This is a genomic window from Deltaproteobacteria bacterium (assembly GCA_018668695.1).
Classification (GTDB): domain Bacteria; phylum Myxococcota; class XYA12-FULL-58-9; order XYA12-FULL-58-9; family JABJBS01; genus JABJBS01.
Map to the genome: position 1 here is coordinate 1 of JABJBS010000368.1, position 17,328 is coordinate 17,328.

Below are 17,328 nucleotides of genomic sequence, written 5' to 3' on the forward strand. Positions count from 1 at the left end.
GTCGCTCGAATTATTCCATCAAGCCCATCGCCTGTAGAACCTTTTCAAAGTTCTCGCGCCGCTCAAGACCGCCATCGAGAGGTCCCGTGCCACAAGGTGGGTTATGGCAACCCCGGTTGACGATGCCGGAGACTGAGTCGATAAATGCATTACCGCTGAACCCGCCATCCACATAGCTTTTGAGTTCGTCTTCATAAACCCAGCCACTTTCGCTGTAAGTTTGTACTTCGCTCATCCAATAGAAAAGGCCAGCAATCCACTTAAGCTCAGGGTGCTTCGTAGAGGTGCACACAAGCTCGGGGTTGGTACAGAAATCAAGGTCTGGGTAGAGAAGTTCCGATGGAATAGGAAAGTTAGTCCGAACCGCAGCGTCTGTAATATCTAAATGAGAACGCCCCAAGTAGTGATTCAAAAGACCGAAATTGTAGCGACCGGTTGTTTGAATAACACCTCGGCCCCACCAGACACATCCTTCAAGTGAACCCGCAGAGCCATCAAACACATAACCACCGGCTTTTTGACCCGCATAAGCTTGGCAAGCTTGTCGCTGATAAGCTTGACCGGCACCCGATGTTTCCGGGATTTCAGTGCACTGTGAGCCGTTGTGATTCCAGTAACCGCTGCTGCCATCCGTAGAGACGCCCGCATAAATCATCGCAGAATCAGGAGCTGCGAAAAGAGGTCCCGGTGCTCCGTACCAACGAGCATTGGTCACTGCCGTAATTTCTGCTTTCGGTGTTTTAGGACAAGACTCAATGCGCTCATTGCCGTCGCCGTCCAAACCATAACCTTCATAATCCTGACCAAGCTGACCACAGGCACTGGTCATTGGATAATAAGTGTCCCCTTCCCAGTGCTCGGGATAAGACCAATTGTTTTCGTCACAGGCATCATACTTAATGGTTTCCTTCATACCTTGGGCTAGGAAAGCCGCGATATTCACAAGGCCATAGTGAGCACGCTTCACAGCGTCAGCCTCTTCGTCAGCCGTACCGCCCAACCAATACTTATAGTCAGCACCAATACCTTCGATATGCATTTTCTTAAGTGCCACGAGAAAATCTTCCCAGCGGTAAACCGATGAAGGTGCCCATGTGGTATCGGACTGCTCAGCCAAGAACACTTCAGTATTAAAGGTCGTGTTTACTGCTTCACCGATGAGCTTGGTATCCAGTTCGGTATTACCGCTGATTTCGGTGCCTACCCCGGTATCGCCGCCGCCCGTGGCTGGACCATTGGTAATCTTCATGCATCCGTAATTGTAATAAGCTTGGATCCTCTCGACCAACCAGCCGTCGTCGTCGCCGCTTGTGCCAATGTCCACAACAGAAGTTGTGCTGCCGCCTCCCCAAAGAATCGCAAATGCGTTGCTAGCAGCTGCTTGTCGAAGCCTCTGCTTACCCCAATCAAAAGTTGGGTCTTCATTGAGAAGCTCTTGTACATTCGTTGCTCCATTATAGAGAACCTCTGGCAACTCCGTGGCCAAGAGCGCGCTATCAATTTGCGTGGTATCGGTTCCAATGAGCTTATCGCCCATAAAGTATGGACCGCCCGTTCCACCATGCGCATTCACATCGTAGTTGGTTAACGACTCACCGGTGGTTGGCATGTGACCGCCCGGGATCTGCCAAAGTAATGCAGGCTTTTCGTAGTGGTCAGTAACTTGTTTTACAAACGCCAAATAATTGTCCCAATCCAAACTGTTGTAAGCGTAGCCCACGCCACGTGCCTGGTTGCCCAAACCGTCTCGCTCATACTTATCAAAGGTCACGAAATCAGGGGCCCAATCACCCGAGTACACTCCCAAAGTGTCGAAGAAACTCGTCACGGTGCTTGATACAGTTTCCCACAGCTCTTGCTGACCTGAATATCGATTGTGAATCCACAGCGATGAACCTGGAGCCCAGAGGTTGATCTGCCAACCAAATGTTACATCTGGAGCATACTGACGAATCAAAAAGTTTTGCGACTGCACAAATCCAGTAACGTCTTCTAAGATGCTACTGGGTATCGATGCAGGGTCAAACGCAGTGGCACCATCGTTGGCCTGTACCCAATCAATCGCATCTTGAATCGCTTGCTTAATAACAATGGTTCGAAAAGTGCCATCTTCATTGCGATAGTTTGTGTTGAACTGAGTTTCTTCGTTTTGCTGCCAAGCACCCATCAAGTCGGGGTTCAAGACAATGGAACCTGGTGATGGGTGAGCGTCGTCTTTCGCGGCTTGAAGCGTTTTCGCAATACGAATCAAGTTGATATAATGCTTCTTCAAGTTTTCTGAATTTGGAGTCGGCGTAACACCTGCCTCTGCTTCACCTGTGTAAATAATGTCAAATTCCGCAGCACCGCCGCCGCTTGCTTCCGCTGTATAAACGACCATAACGGGAAGAACCGTCCGTGTATTTCCGGTCAGTTCTTCAACCGATCGTGCCTGCGCAATGGTCGCTACCGTTTGCGATGGCTCAACGATTTGGCCTCGGTCACCGTTGCCGCCAGGTCCCGCGTATTTATAGATTACGCTGGCCATAGAATCCGCCAAGGCCTGGTTAATTGTGTTCGAACCATTGGATACAGTTCCCATGGCCAAGCAATTGCCCCAACCAGGCACATATAAGTCCACCGGATCTGCGAGTACGGGAGGTAAAGAACCAGCACCACCGGCGCCAGCAACTGGCTCTGCCTCAACTGAAACAACCGCATAAGCAGAAAGCTCAACAAGCTCCGCGGGGCTAAATTTAAGCTGAAACGACTGACCGTTGTCTAAGGTCGAATCGACCCAGTCATCCTCACCAAGCTCGTAAATAACCTCAACACTGTACTGACCATCTGAAGCAGAGCTCGAAGCTGAAAATGTTGGGCCACTGGTTGACTCACTCACAGCCCCTCCCCAAACCGACGAGAGGGAAAATGGGCTGGTAAACGTGATTTTTGCATTTCTCATATTGAGAGATGGCGTACCCGTGTAGGTTAGGAGAATGGTCACGGTACCCCAACCTGGACTGGCCCCATCCTGAGTGATCGTAATATCAAAATCCTCTACCGAATTGCTCACCGGCGCGGTGACGGTCAAGGCATGGTTACCAACCACACCACTGGAATCATTGGCCGTAGCCATAATGGTAACTGACCCGGCACCAACACCGGAAACAGTTCCATTGCTGCTTACTGTTGCTATGGCCGTATTACTGCTGGACCATGTTACGCTGTTGTTCGTTGCGCTCGATGGCTGAATATCTGCCGAAATAACCGTGCTGCCCGTAACTTCTAAACTGCTTGCACCGCTTAACGTTATGCTTGTGACCAATACAGGAGCTGCTGTTGTCGTTATGACATGGCCAGTCGAAACACCGCTGCCATCGTTGGCCGTGGCCGTAATGGTAGCACTGCCCTCGGCTACCGCCATGACAGAGCCTGCGCCATCAACACTTACAACCGATGAATCACTGCTCGACCATGTTACGCTGGTATCTGCAGCATTTTCAGGTGTTGCTGTTACCGTAAGCACGGCACTGCTGCCAACCTCTAAGCTACCCGGACCAGTGATTTCCAAGTTCGTAACAACGATAGGCAATTCGGTGACAGTAAATCCGTGAGCGCCGCTCACACCACTTGAGTCGTTGGCGCTTGCCGTAATCGCAACGACACCGGCGCTTACACCCAAAACAAGACCCGTGCTGTCTACCGTAGCCACGGCTGGGTCACTGCTTGACCATGTTAGTGTTGTATCACTCGCGTTGGCAGGAGTGACCTCTGCACTTAGCGCAACACTGTTTCCAATATCCACACTGCCTGCACCCGTAACACTGATTTCAGTCACCAAAATCGCTTCGTCGCTTACGCTCATCGCATGGGTGGCGGTAACGCCGCTGCCATCATTGGCCATAGCTGAAATCGCAACCACACCCGCGCCCACACCGGTCACTTCTCCATCAGCATCAACCGTGGCAACCGCTTCATTGCTGCTCGACCAGTTCAGGCTGGTGTCGGTTGCGTTAATCGGCGTCACGGCTACTTCTAAAGTCACCTTTGTCGATATTTGCATCGTATCAGGCCCTGTAATGCTGATCCCGCTGATGGCAATCGGTGCATCGCTTACCGTGATACCATGGGTGCCGGTCACACCGCTGCCATCGTTAGCCTTGGCCGTAATTGCAACCGCACCAGCCGAGATGCCTCTCACCACACCGGCACTATCGACAGTAGCCACCGCAGTATCGCTGCTTGACCAAGTCACAGTTTGATCTGTCGCATCGGCAGGACTGACCAACGCTCTAACCGTCGTCGTTTCACCTACTAAAAGATTGGAGTCACCGCTGACCGTAACAATCACCGCCGGAATCGTATCCGGCTCGTCATCCCCACAACCACCCGCGGTAAAAGCAGTGGCCGCAAGTAAAGCAATCACAAGGTGACGCTTAAAAAAGGTTCCCAGGCTTGGCATAACAACTCCTGAAGTCTCGTAAGACTCATTTTCGGTTTCAAACGGTAGTTCGCAGACAAAGCTCGTTATCTCGACAATTTCGGTGATTTGTCCTGGAAGTTAACGTAAACCGGAGAGCCCTGCGTCGCAATTGAAATTGAGTGTATTGCCAAAAACCATTTCATAACCGTGGCGAAATCAGATCTACTCATGCCCAATCGCTTAAATACAACCAAGTCGGTAGTCTTGTCTGCGAGATCCACCTCTAGGTGCTTGACAAGAGAGCCCTGGGCCTCCATGGACCGCCTGAGGAGTTTGGCCATGAATGAGGAAGAAAACGAATACGACTATGACGCCTTCGGAACCGAGGAAGAGGTCGATCCCGATGCTCAACGGGACAGCAAGGTACTCAAGCGCGAGAAAACCCTCGAAGCAGATACGATTGAGAAAATGGCCTGGCGCTTGATGGACCTCGGGGCTCATGAATTACCGGGCATTCCACTTGATGAGCGTGTCCGCGACGAGCTCTCAATCGCCCGCAACATGAAGCCCTCAAAATCTCGCAATCGTCAGGTTCGGTTTATTGCCAAGCTCATGCGCGGCGCAGATCTTGACGATATCGAAGAAAGCCTGGGCAGCCTCAAGCTTACCCAGGCCAGCTGGGAAATGATGCTCAAGCGCTGCGAATATTGGCGCACGAAGCTGCTGAGCGAGGGAGACTCAGCGCTCCAAGGCCTGATGGAAGTCTGTCCCCAAGCAGACCGGCAAGCCATCCGGCAACTGGTGCGACGCGCTCAAAAAGAGCAGGCGGCAGAAAAGCCACCGAAACTCGTCAAAGAGCTCTTTCAGGTTCTCAAAGACCTCGCTCCAGACTCCCCATAAGAGCGAAGTCCGCTGCTGGCCACAGAAAAGCTTGCCAAGCCTGCTAAGGCCCATTACCCTCCCTCAATGACTTCCAAGAGCACACCAGAGACAAGAAACGTCCGAGTATCCGGATTTGAGACACTCATCACGCCCGCTGAAGCGGCTAAAGAGTTCCCACTTTCCGACCTTGCGAGTAAAACGGTTTTACAAGGCCGTCACGAACTCAATGAAGCACTCGCTGGCCAGGATAAACGGATGGTCGTCATTTCAGGCCCCTGCTCCATCCATGATCCTGAAAGTGCTCTAGAATACGCCAAGAGTCTTGCGGCGCTCAAAGAAGAACTCGCTGACCAAATCATCGTCGTGATGCGCGTATACTTCGAAAAGCCAAGAACCACGGTTGGATGGAAAGGCTATATCTACGACCCGGGCTGTGATGAAAGTCATGATATGAACCGAGGGCTTCGAGGCGCTCGTGAAATTCTACTCAAAATCAATGAACTCGGACTGCCCTGCGCCACCGAATTTCTCGATCCCATTGTACCGCAATATACCTCAGATCTCGTCGCATGGGCCGCCATTGGTGCCCGCACCACCGAAAGCCAAACACATCGCCAAATGGCAAGTGGGCTATCCATGCCCGTAGGCTTTAAAAACGCCACAGATGGAGCGCTCCAAGTTGCCATTGACGCTATGGCTTCAGCAGCCCACGGCCAAGCCTTCCTCGGCATCGATAACAATGGCCAGACCTGTATTGTGCGAACCCGCGGCAACCCAAATATTCACTTGGTACTTCGCGGCGGAGGCGGCCAGTCCAACTATTCAAAAGCACACGTAGCTTTTGCCAAGGTACGCCTCGAGGAAACCAACGCGCAGCCTCGCAGCATCATGATTGATTGCAGCCACGCCAACAGTGAAAAAGACTACAGCAAACAACCTGCCGTTTTTCGCGAGGTCCTCAAACAGGTCAATGAAGGACAACCCAGTATTCTCGGGGTGATGCTTGAAAGTCATCTCGTAGAAGGCAAGCAGTCTCTGGGCGGCGAGCTCACCTACGGTCAGAGTATTACCGATGGCTGTATTTCATGGACCGAAACTGAAAAACTTTTACGGGAAGCCCACAACATACTCGATTAACCGGGCATGACTTGGCACCATATTGATTAAGCCTGAAGCAAAATGTTATTGGTTCTGGGCTTTGATTCTTGGGGGGAGAAAAATATGAAATCCATAATCAATTTATTTATTCTGGTCGGCTCTGCACTCATGATGCTCACAGGCTGCAACGCAGATGAAGAATGCGCATCGGACTGTTACGGCGAGTGTGTTGTTCTAGAAAAAATTGGCGACGGCACTTGCGACTCTGAATACGCATGCGCCGATCTGGAATACGATGGTGGTGATTGTGGTGAAGCGCCTACACCCGATCCAGGTACGGGCGGAACTGGTGGTACAGGCGGAACTGGTGATGGACCTTGCGGCGGCGACTGCGGGCCGGAAAATGCGAAATACTCAGAATGTACCTGCGGCGCTGATGATCCATGCGGATGGCTCAACGACCAATACTGCGATGACTACTGCTCAGAGAACTACGACTCAGTATTCGACGATGCCGACGATTGCCCAGAGTGCGGCAATGGCGGAGTCAATGGCGATGAAGAATGCGACACTCAGGGTGAATCTGCGACATGCGATGACGACTGCACCAATGTTGTATGCGGCGATGGCAATGCAAACGAAGCTGCCGGAGAAGCCTGCGATGATGGCGAAGAATCGGAAACATGCAACGAAGACTGCAGTGTTTCTAGCTGCGGTGACGGCATTGTGAATGCGGCAGCCGGCGAGACCTGCGATCAGGGCGAGCTTAACTCCGATACAGAACCAGACGCATGCCGAACCAACTGTCTACTTGCAGCTTGCGGCGACGGCGTCATCGATGAAGACGAAGTATGCGACGACAGCGATGCTCAAGATTGTGGGGCTTGCAACGCAGATTGCAGCGACGAAGGTACCGGGGTCGAATGCGAAGAAGAAGAGCCTGAGGCTGAATGCGGCAACGGCGTCATCGAAGCCGGCGAAACCTGTGACGGTGACTGCCCTCTAGAGTGCGCCGACACAGATGCCTGTACTGCTGATTTACAAACCGGCAGCCCAGAAACCTGCGACATGGCATGCTCCAATGAACTCATCACCGCTTGTATCAGTGATGATGGCTGCTGCGCGGCAGGATGCAACGCCAACGACGATAACGATTGCGTTGCCAGTTGCGGTAACGGCGTCGTTGAAGCAGGAGAAATCTGCGACGACGGTTACACCGATGCCTGTGGCACATGTAACGCCGATTGCACCAACGTCGGCGGCGGCGCGACCTGCGGCGATGGAGAGTTCTGCCCTCAGTTTGAATCCTGCGACGATGGCGACGTTCTAGCCTGCGGCGAATGCAATGCTGACTGCTCCGGCGAAGGTACCGGCGAATGCCCACCCGACCCGACCTGCGCGGCTGACTGGGCAGAGTGCGCAGAAAGTGACTACGAAGACATGACCGCTCAAGATGGTCCCATTGCCATCCAAGTCAATCCATTTAGCTCCTACACACCCAAGTGCATCATCGCCCAGGTGGGTCAAAGCGTGAGTATTGGCGTAACCAGCACCCACCCGGTCGTGGCTGCATGCTCCGAGCCAGGACAAGGTGATTTGGTCGCGGGCAGCGAAACCTCCACCGTAACGTTCACTGAACCCGGGTACTACAACTACCAGTGTGGAAACCACGCAGATATGGTTGGCAACATTAAGGTTATCCCTTAATCGAAGCTGATTTAGGGTCGACTCCACCACAACAAACCCGTAAGGGAGCGGTATGAATCCGCCGCTCCTTTTAGCCCTGCACCCCGATACTGAATCCTATCAAGGAGAAATACCGGACGTCTCCTACGGCGGGGTTTGTCCTGATACTGGAGAATTTCTAAATATCTCTCCCAATAGAAGAGCCATTGCAGAAGCTCAGCGCCTGATGGGCGAGCTTGATAATCTGCGCGGCGCAGTAGAGCCCTTCTCCACCGATTGTCTTTATGCGCCCAAAATTGGGAAAATGTTTGGCGTTCTGGTTTGTGAAACACGCGATGGTCACACCGGTGTTCTACGCGCCTTCTCCGGTATGTATGAAGGTGCTTGGTCTCTTCCCGGCTTCGTCCCACCCACCTCACAGGTTCACCTTTTTGATGAACTCAGACTGGAAACTGAAGCCAAGGTGAAAGTACTCACGGACCAAATCAAAGAGCTTGAATCTCGCTCTCCTGCACCGGGCCGGGAACAAGCTATTTTAGATCTGAAATTCAAACGCAAAGAACTAAGCTGGCATATCACCGATGTCATTCATGCAGCCTACACACTCGTGAATGTTCGGGGCGAGTCACGCAAGCAACTTGATGTATGGAATCAAGATAAAAGACCACCTACAGGAATGGGAGACTGCTGCGCGCCCAAGCTTCTGCAATATGCATCCACCCACTCACTCAAGCCGCTCGGGCTCGCAGAGTTTTGGTGGGGCAACTCTCCGCCGGTTCACCCACGTATCGAGCGAACATTCTACAGCGCATGCGAGCGTAAGTGTCATCCTATTTTGGGATTTATGCTACAGGGAATCGAGGGTTAAGCAGAAACTTAGTCTTCGCTGTAGCGGTCGACCATGTCGATAATGTCTTGCCCAAATCGGCTTATCTTCGCCGGACCCAGCCCACGAATATACTCTAACTCATACAAGGTACGGGGCTTAGCTTCTGCAATGGCATCGATGACCTTCTTTTGAAACACCATGTAGGCCTTCCAGCCAAGCGCTCTGGCCTGCCTAGTTCGGTAATTGGTGAGCTGCCGTGCTAACGTTGAGCCGAGCTTACGCCTAGACGAAACACGCCCAGTTCCTGTTACCGAATTCTTTTTCTCACGAATAGGGCGCCCTTTAAGCCATACCGTGGGGTACTTGCGCCCGCGCTCCTCAAGGCCGCCAGATTTCAGCAGCTCTTCAATGGCCGCCACCAAGGAAACCTCTGAGTGATGATGGAGGGCCCCGTGTTGCTCAAGCTTTAAGAGGCCACCCTTGCGTAGTGTTTTTGCACGGCTTCCACGCAGCGCTTTAGCGAGGTTGGTTTTGCCCACCGGGCGCGTTAAACCTGCCGCTGCATTAAGAATGATGTCTTTATCGTCATGACCAACGGGCTCTGGCTTTTCTTTTTTCCGCCCACCGCTGCGCTCTTCAAACTGCTCGAAAGCATCAACAACACTTCCTGAATCCGTACAAACATCGCAAGAACCGCATGGCTCTTTAGGTTTTTGCCCTGTGAAATACTCACAGATGACTTGCTGACGACACTCTTCAGAGCGAGCGTAAGACTCAATGGCTTCTAAGGCACTTGCCTTGCGCTTGTTGAGGGCATGGCTGCTGCTGCGACCAATCTGGCGCTGAGTCATTAAATCGCTGACACCAAAATAAAGATGACACTCACCGGGTAAACCATCTCGGCCTGCTCTGCCCGCCTCTTGGTAATAGGCCTCAAGAGATCCCGGAGTTTGAAAGTGAACAATCAGGCGAACATCTGGATTATCTATGCCCATACCAAAAGCATTCGTCGCTACCAGAATGGGCGTTCGCCCAAGCTCATAAGACTTATGCGCCATGGCCCGCGCCTTGTCGGTGCGCCCAGCGTGATAGGAAGCCACAGGAAACCCGGCGCCCTTCAATGCGCTGTGCACAGCATCTACCTTTTTACGAGTCGCGCAGTAAACAATACACCGGCCAGCACCATGGCTGCGGAAACCCATATCGGTAAGACTGTGAATCAAAGATTCCATGCGTTCGATATCACGCGAAAGCGGCTTCACTCGAAAGCTGAGGTTGGGCCGTCGAAAATCTCCGCGAACGACATGGGGCTCGTCCAGATGGAGATGCTTGATGATTTCCTCCATGACCGTGGAGGTGGCGGTTGCCGTGAGCGCAATCATCGGCGCTTCTACTTCAGCGCGCAGAGCATCGAGCTGTGTGTACTCTGGACGAAAATCATGGCCCCACTGGCTAATACAATGCGCTTCATCCACAGCAATCAAAGCAGGCTGCGCCATCTTCGCTGCGCTATGAAAACTCTTTAAGGAGGCGCGCTCCGGGGAAACGTAGAGGAAATCGATTTCTCCAGCCACAAACTGGCTCAGGACATCCCGGTTCACCCCATCGGACTTCTGGCTATGCACCGCCGCAGCGGGAATCCCGCGCCCGTTGAGTGCTTCGACCTGGTCTTCCATCAAAGCAATCAATGGGGAGACCACGATGGTTGGGCCATACCCAAGGCAACGCATGGTGATCCCCGGCACTTGAAAGCAAAGTGATTTACCACCACCGGTAGGAAGCAGCACCAGAGCATCATGCCCGGCCATCACCGCATCGATGGCTTCTTCTTGCCCTGTGCGAAACTCCGAATAGCCAAAATAATGCCCCAACACACCAGTTGGCGTGAGCAATTCATCGGGATCAACATATTCGGCTGCATCTGTGGACATGTGCTTTTAGTAGCACAGGAGGCTGACAAGCTAAGCGCTTACTCTTTGGAGATAATATGGGTGGTCTGGGTTTCAGGGTCGAAGGTAATCGTTGCCTTTTTCGCCTTCAATTGCTCAACGACCTGATTCACCTTCGTCGATAAGCCAACTTCAGTCTCGCCGTATTCTGTACCCTCTCGAGAAACGAATTCCTCCACCAACTTATGGAGAATATCTTTTTCAAGTTGTTCCCAAGGGACCTCAACCGCTGCTGAATCTTCCACGCAGTACCTCTTATTTATTCAAAGGGTTATCGTTAATCGCTTCAAAAATTGGTGCTAGAAAGTCACTATCATCCCACTCTGACGGCTCAGGTGTATCGTGATAACTTCCACCAATCACCCTGTAATCTTCCGGGTCTCCGCGCTTGTCATAAATCCCATTGCGCAAAATCACCAGATCAAAATACGGAAACACCCAAATCGACTGATTACGAGCGCCCAGGGCTGCGTAATAAAGTCCGTTATCGAAGGACCACCAGTGGAGCCCGTAAGCCATATCAGTGCCGACGGGCGTCGTGGATTCAGCAATCCAGGCAGCCGGTACCACTTCACTCCCTGCCCAATCACCACTTCTTGAAAAGAGCAGTCCGAAACGGGCAAAGTCTCGGGCCGTGGCATCTAGGCAACAATAGCCCAACGCATTACCCACCGAGTCGGTCCACCATTTTGCATCAATTCCAAGAGGTTCAAGTAAGACCTCACTGGCGTAATCGATAAAAGGCGAGCCAAGCGCAGCCTCTAAGCCTCGTGAAACAAGCATCGAGTCGCCATTTTGATAGGCCCAAGTGCCACCCGGTGCCTCTGCTACATCTCGCTCAATGCCATACGCGAGCTGATCGGTTTGGATGTAGATATTGTCGGGCATGTGCTCTTGAAGACCCGACCGCATCTGCAGCGCATGCCGGAAGGTGATGGATTCTTTGTCTGTGCCTTGAAACTCAGGGATATAGGTCGCCAAAGGCTCATCAATACTCGGTAAGTCGCCTCTTGAGACCGCGATGCCAACCACTGCACTCAAAAAGCTTTTGGCCACAGACCAGCTCGTTACATGGTCGTCTTTGGTTTTTCCATCTGCATACCATTCTGCAACAATGGCTCCATTGCGAATAACCACCACCGATTGCGTATTACGGCCCGGAGCAAACGCATAATCGTAAGCACCTTGAAGTTTCACACTGTCGATATTCTGAACTTCAGGGCATGTGGTTTCCCAATCGGCCACTGGCCAAGCTCGATAAGATGAATCGACGACCGCTTCCGTGCAAGGAAGTTCGGCAGTCTCACTCGGATCGCTGCTCTCACTCGCATCAGAAGCGTCAGATACATCAGAGGCGTCCGTTGCATCGGAACTATCCGCCGCATCAGAAACAGGCGAACTGGGCTCACTCGTATCCGGAGCTTCATCACTCCCACAAGCGCCAATCATAAGCGTTAAAAAAAACAAGGCAGTAGGTGCGGACAACCGTCTATAAAGCATGAAGCTATTCCTAATGAGTGAGACAAGAGCTGAAGTCTGGCATAGGGAATTTAGCTTGTCGAGTCGCCTACTTGCTCGCTCCAGAACAGCCTGACATATTCTATTCATGTCAAACTCCGCTCTTATCCTCGTCACCGGTGCCTCTGGGTTCATCGGCCAGAAATGCGTCACAGCCCTGCTGGAACAAGGACACGCTGTGCGCGCTTTCGTTTTGCCACACGAAGATGTTTCCCAAACCTTTAATAACAAAGTTGAAATTATTCGCGGGGACATCAGCAACAAAGAGGATGTTTGCAAAGCTGCGGAGGGCATCAGCGGGGCCATTCACCTCGCCGCTGTCGTTGGCGATGCGGGCACCGATGAGCTTCACCAAAAAGTTACCGTAGGCGGCACTCGGCATCTGTTTGAGGCAGTACCCCAAGAGCTACGTGTCGTCCTCATCTCGAGCATCGTCTATTACGGTAATCACTTAAAAACCCATACCTGTCATGAACAGACCCCACCTGGTGAACCCGTCGGCGTTTACAGCCGTGCCAAGCAAGCTCAAGAACAAGTTGCCTGGGACAAAATTATGTCGGGAGCGAATATCTCTATTGTTCGTCCCGCCAATGTCTATGGTCCCAAGAGCGGCCCTTGGGTTAATGATGCGTGTGAGCTCTTAAAGGCAGGCATGCCGGCTTTGGTAGATGGTGGCCACGGCAACGCCGGACTTGTTTATGTAGACAATGTGGTCGACATCATTCTCGCGGCGCTCCAACAAGACGCAGCCTCTGGCCGGGCCTACAACGCCTGCGATGAACTCGACGTTACCTGGAAAACATATTTCTCGGAGCTAGCTCGAATCGTGGGTGCACCGAAACCGCGCTCCATACCCAGCTGGGCGGCAAAGACCGGTGCGAATATTTGTGAAACCATTTGGGCCAAAGCCAGATTTAAGTCCCGCCCTCTACTGACCCACGAGGCCCTGAACCTCATTGGCAGTGACCACCGAATACCCGGCAAGCGCGCACGCGATGAATTAGGTGTGAGACCAAGCGTTAGCTTCACTCAAGGCATGGCAGAAGTAAGGCGTTATCTTTTAAGTCGCCAATGATGCGTTGGAGGGAAGCGTTTACCTACGCGGGGGTGGCGCTCTTGGTTAATTAAGCGACTTGTTTTTCACCCTAAAATTTTGGCGCCGATCTTATCCGATTGGTCTTACCTTTTCGGATTATATCGATTTCACCCTCTATTTTCCGAACATGAGGGTTAAAACCTTACAACTTTACCGAATATTACTCGGATAACTTAATAATGTGACGCGCCAAAATTAATTTGGTGCGCCAGTATGTTATCCTACACCTGCCTACATACACCGACATAAACCTACTGGCGCGTTTATAAATATGGAGCCCCTGAATCATTTCAACCACTTAGGGAAATGACGCAAAGTGGTACGAAAAGTGCACATAAGCGGACGAACTTTCAGGCTCGGCTGAGTCGGTATCTAGGGACAGTATACCGGCAAAACATCAATCGAGTACGAGCCAGCCCCTGGCTCACTGGGACAACGAGGGAAACCTAAAATGACATCGACTAAGATTCTTACAATCGCAGTGGCTGTATCCGCACTTACACTCAGCGCATGCTCAAAAGACTTCAGTGACGTTCAGCTGGACGAAGCTCAAATGACTGCTACCGGCGCGATGGCCTGGAGCAACGCTGACCGACCACAAATTGTGGATCTGGATAACAGCTACAACTACAAGTTCGCAGAGCTCCCAACAACAGGCGAAGCTACTAAGGTACCTTGGGCCAGTGATTACTGGAGCACTTTTAAGGACAGTATCAACCAAAAGGTTGTTGGTGAGACTTTGTCACCTGCGGCTAAGTTTGGCGCAGCATTCGGCAAAGAAAACCTCGAAGACGGTGTGTCCGTAAACTACGGTGTAGATGCTCGCCCAACAGCGGATATGTGTACCAGCAACGATGACTGTGAAGCAGTAAATGGTGTTGCTAAGGTATGTGCAAAACGCGACGGCAAAGACACTGGTTATTGCATGGAAACCTGGACCGGTATTTGCCACGCATGGGCACCGGCAGCCATCCTGGAGCGTGAGCCTGAGCACAGCGTGACGAAGAATGGCGTTGAGTTCACGGTTATGGACATCAAAGGTCTCATCACTCTCGCTTATGACAAAGGCTCACAGTCAAAGTTCGTAGGAACTCGCTGTAACCAAGATTTAGGTGCGACCGACGAAGACAGCATCGAATTCGACGAATTTGGTCGTCCAATCGGCTGTGAAGATACCAACCCAGGAACGCTTCACCTCGTACTTGCTAACTTGATTGGTATTCAGGGCGAGACACTCGTTGAAGACCGCACCATTGATTATCAGGTGTGGAACCAGCCTATCCGCGGATACGAAGTGCTCGTAAATGAGGAAATCACTGAACTTCAGGCCAATGAATTGATTCAGGTTTATGAAGGCCAGCGTAATGAAGAAGAAGAAGGTGACCTTGTAAAGGATGCATGGGCACACTTCGATGCATACACAGTAGTCGAAGGTGAAACTGTAGCGGTTGAAATGACCGGTAACGGCGATGCTGACCTCTATGTAAAGTTTGGCAGCCAGCCAACGACTTCTGACTACGATTGTCGTCCTTACGCAAATGGAAGCACTGAAAACTGCAACCTTACTGCAGCCGCGGGTCAGACTCAGGTATTCGTAAGCGTCTTCGCATACGCAACACCTGCAGACGAAGACCTCAAGTACACGATTGCAACTCGACTTGGCGGTGCATTGGCAACTGAGTACAAGTTCAACGATGATGCGGTTGCATTCCGTAAAATCCAAACGAAGGTAAGCTGGATTACTGAAGCATACGCCAGCAAGGCCAGCGACAACGGTAACCTCGCCAACACAATTGACAACTACACCAAGACTGACACTTACAACTACGTTCTTGAGCTCAATGCTGACGGCGAAATCATCGGCGGCGAGTGGTTTGGCGTATCCAAGAAAGACCACCCTGACTTTCTCTGGCTACCAACCATCAAGAATGAATTTGAAGTTGCGACTGTTCCAGAATGGCACATTAACGAAGACGTAACCGTAACTGCTGGTGAGTGGAAAGATTATGGTAGCTTCGATGTAGAAGCAGGTCAGAAAATCAGCTTCACACTCAACGGTGACGGCGATGCTGACCTTTACGTTGGTATCGGAAGTGCTCCATCTGACAGCTACAACGCATGCAGCGGCACAATCAACACTGCTGATGACTTCAAGTCCAAGCAGGTATGTGCTGGAACAGTGAGCAGCGGCTGGAACAAAGTTTATGTGAAAGTTAAGGGCGTCGCTGAAACCAGCGATGTTCGAGTTCGTGTAAATACACAAACAGCTGGTACCGGCATTACTTGGGCAGAAGTTCAAGAATTGCTTGAAGCATCTCTTAATGTTGACCCATGTGAAACAGACAACGGCGGATGTAACGCTGACTTCTTTACTTGCAACAACAACAATGGCGTTGCTGAGTGTGTAGACGTTAACGAATGTTTAACCAACAACGGTGGATGCGGTGATTCAGCATTCACAACTTGCGCAAACAACTCAGGCGCTGCAGTAACATGCACAGACATCAACGAGTGTGCAACAAGCAACGGTGGATGCGGAAACGCGGCTTACACAACTTGTACAAACAACGCTGGTGCTGCTGCTACATGCACTGACATCAACGAATGTGCGACAAACAACGGTGGATGTGGAAGCGCAACTTACACAACTTGCACAAACAACACTGGCGCTGCGGCAACATGCACAGACATCAATGAGTGTGCAACAAACAACGGTGGATGCGGAAGCGCAACTTACATCACTTGCACAAACAATGCTGGAACTGCGGCAACATGCACAGACATCAATGAGTGTGCAACGAACAACGGCGGATGTGCTAGCGGCGAAACCTGTGTAAACAATAACGGAGTAGCTCCTACCTGCCAGCCTGACAACAACGGCGGCGACAATGGTAACGGCGGAGACAACGGCAACGGTGGTGACAATGGTAACGGCGGCGACAACGGCGACGGCGGCTTCAACTGGGGCAGCGCTTGCGAAAGCGGTAGCGGCGAATTCAACCAGCCTATCTCATTCCGAGACACAGTGGTTGTAGGCACCATTCCTGCTGATAAAGCTGACGTTTACATCGAACTATTGAGCGACGAAGACGTTGACGTTCAAATCATCGATGAAGAAACAGGAACTGAAATCATTGCTTGGCCAAACGGACTCGTCAACGGTGCTGGTGAATCCTGCACAACTTACCAAGGCGTTGAGTACTGCTACAGCGGTTACAATGGCGACGGAAGTAACCTCGGACATGAGTGGATTCGTGTAAACGGAACCACCAACCGAAACGTCATCATGAAAGCTTACGGTTACAAAGCCGGTGATGCACTGGTTAACTACAGCTGGGAAGCACCAGAAGACTGTGTTGACCAAGGCAGCGGCGAGTTCAATCAACCGATTGCTGATAAAGCAACTGTGACTGTGGGTAACATCCCTGCAGGTAAAGAGTATGTTTACATCAAGCTTACCAGCGACAAGGACGTTGATGTTCAAATCATCGACCAAGCAACTGGTACTGAAATCATTGCCTGGCCAAACGGCCTACTGAGCGGCGCAACTGAAGGATGCACAACCTATCAAGGTGTTGAGTATTGCTACAGCGGTTACAATGGTGACCAGACGTCAAACGGTAAAGGCAACGAGTGGATTCGTGTAAACGGCACCACCAACCGTGAACTCATCATGCGCGCCTATGGCTACCAAGCCGGCAATGCGCTGGTAGAGTACTCCTGGGGCGACGCAACTGCGGGCCAATAATCAACCCGCTGTCGGGGCTGCACTCAGATTGCTTGTAGCCTGCCAGGAACATTAAAAAAGGCCCTCTGTCCGCATTCCGTCGCGACAGAGGGCCTTTTTTTGTTTTCAATTTGAGAATGA

Annotated in this window: 10 protein-coding genes; 6 read left to right on the plus strand and 4 right to left on the minus strand. The window is 51.7% G+C overall.

What is annotated here, in order from left to right; all coding sequences use genetic code 11:
- Positions 1 to 10 precede the first annotated feature (10 nt).
- Entirely contained in the window at positions 11 to 4,441 is a 4,431-nt protein-coding gene (locus HOK28_21350; protein ID MBT6435654.1) for a hypothetical protein, read from the minus strand.
- 300 nt (positions 4,442 to 4,741) lie between these two features.
- Between HOK28_21350 and HOK28_21355 the strand changes: the two genes are divergently transcribed.
- From HOK28_21355 to HOK28_21370, 4 genes are all read left to right on the plus strand, one after another.
- Positions 4,742 to 5,302 carry a DUF615 domain-containing protein gene (locus tag HOK28_21355; GenBank protein ID MBT6435655.1) on the plus strand — a complete coding sequence of 187 codons (561 nt, stop codon included), beginning with the start codon at positions 4,742 to 4,744 and terminating at the stop codon, positions 5,300 to 5,302.
- Between the two features lie 66 nt (positions 5,303 to 5,368).
- Complete coding sequence (locus tag HOK28_21360) at positions 5,369 to 6,421, plus strand: 3-deoxy-7-phosphoheptulonate synthase (protein ID MBT6435656.1); 1,053 nt, start codon at positions 5,369 to 5,371, stop codon at positions 6,419 to 6,421.
- A gap of 84 nt (positions 6,422 to 6,505) precedes the next feature.
- A complete protein-coding gene (locus HOK28_21365; protein ID MBT6435657.1) occupies positions 6,506 to 8,089 on the plus strand; it encodes a hypothetical protein in 1,584 nt (527 codons plus the stop codon).
- A gap of 52 nt (positions 8,090 to 8,141) precedes the next feature.
- Positions 8,142 to 8,936 (plus strand): hypothetical protein, encoded by a 795-nt coding sequence (locus tag HOK28_21370; GenBank protein ID MBT6435658.1) that lies wholly within the window; start codon positions 8,142 to 8,144, stop codon positions 8,934 to 8,936.
- 8 nt (positions 8,937 to 8,944) lie between these two features.
- Here the strand turns inward: HOK28_21370 and HOK28_21375 are convergent, their stop codons facing one another.
- Genes HOK28_21375 through HOK28_21385 form a run of 3 tightly spaced genes read right to left on the minus strand, consistent with a single transcriptional unit; the run spans position 8,945 to position 12,346 of the window.
- A complete protein-coding gene (locus HOK28_21375) occupies positions 8,945 to 10,828 on the minus strand; it encodes an ATP-dependent DNA helicase RecQ (GenBank protein MBT6435659.1) in 1,884 nt (627 codons plus the stop codon).
- Between the two features lie 38 nt (positions 10,829 to 10,866).
- Complete coding sequence (locus tag HOK28_21380) at positions 10,867 to 11,091, minus strand: YheU family protein (protein ID MBT6435660.1); 225 nt, start codon at positions 11,089 to 11,091, stop codon at positions 10,867 to 10,869.
- Between the two features lie 10 nt (positions 11,092 to 11,101).
- Positions 11,102 to 12,346 carry a serine hydrolase gene (locus HOK28_21385; protein ID MBT6435661.1) on the minus strand — a complete coding sequence of 415 codons (1,245 nt, stop codon included), beginning with the start codon at positions 12,344 to 12,346 and terminating at the stop codon, positions 11,102 to 11,104.
- Positions 12,347 to 12,452: 106 nt separating this feature from the next.
- On the opposite strand from HOK28_21385, the gene HOK28_21390 reads away from it, so the two are divergent.
- Complete coding sequence (locus HOK28_21390) at positions 12,453 to 13,439, plus strand: NAD-dependent epimerase/dehydratase family protein (protein MBT6435662.1); 987 nt, start codon at positions 12,453 to 12,455, stop codon at positions 13,437 to 13,439.
- 472 nt (positions 13,440 to 13,911) lie between these two features.
- The gene (locus tag HOK28_21395) at positions 13,912 to 17,208 is read left to right on the plus strand and encodes a hypothetical protein (protein MBT6435663.1); all 3,297 of its coding nucleotides are present in this window, start codon (positions 13,912 to 13,914) and stop codon (positions 17,206 to 17,208) included.
- The last annotated feature ends 120 nt before the right edge of the window (positions 17,209 to 17,328 follow it).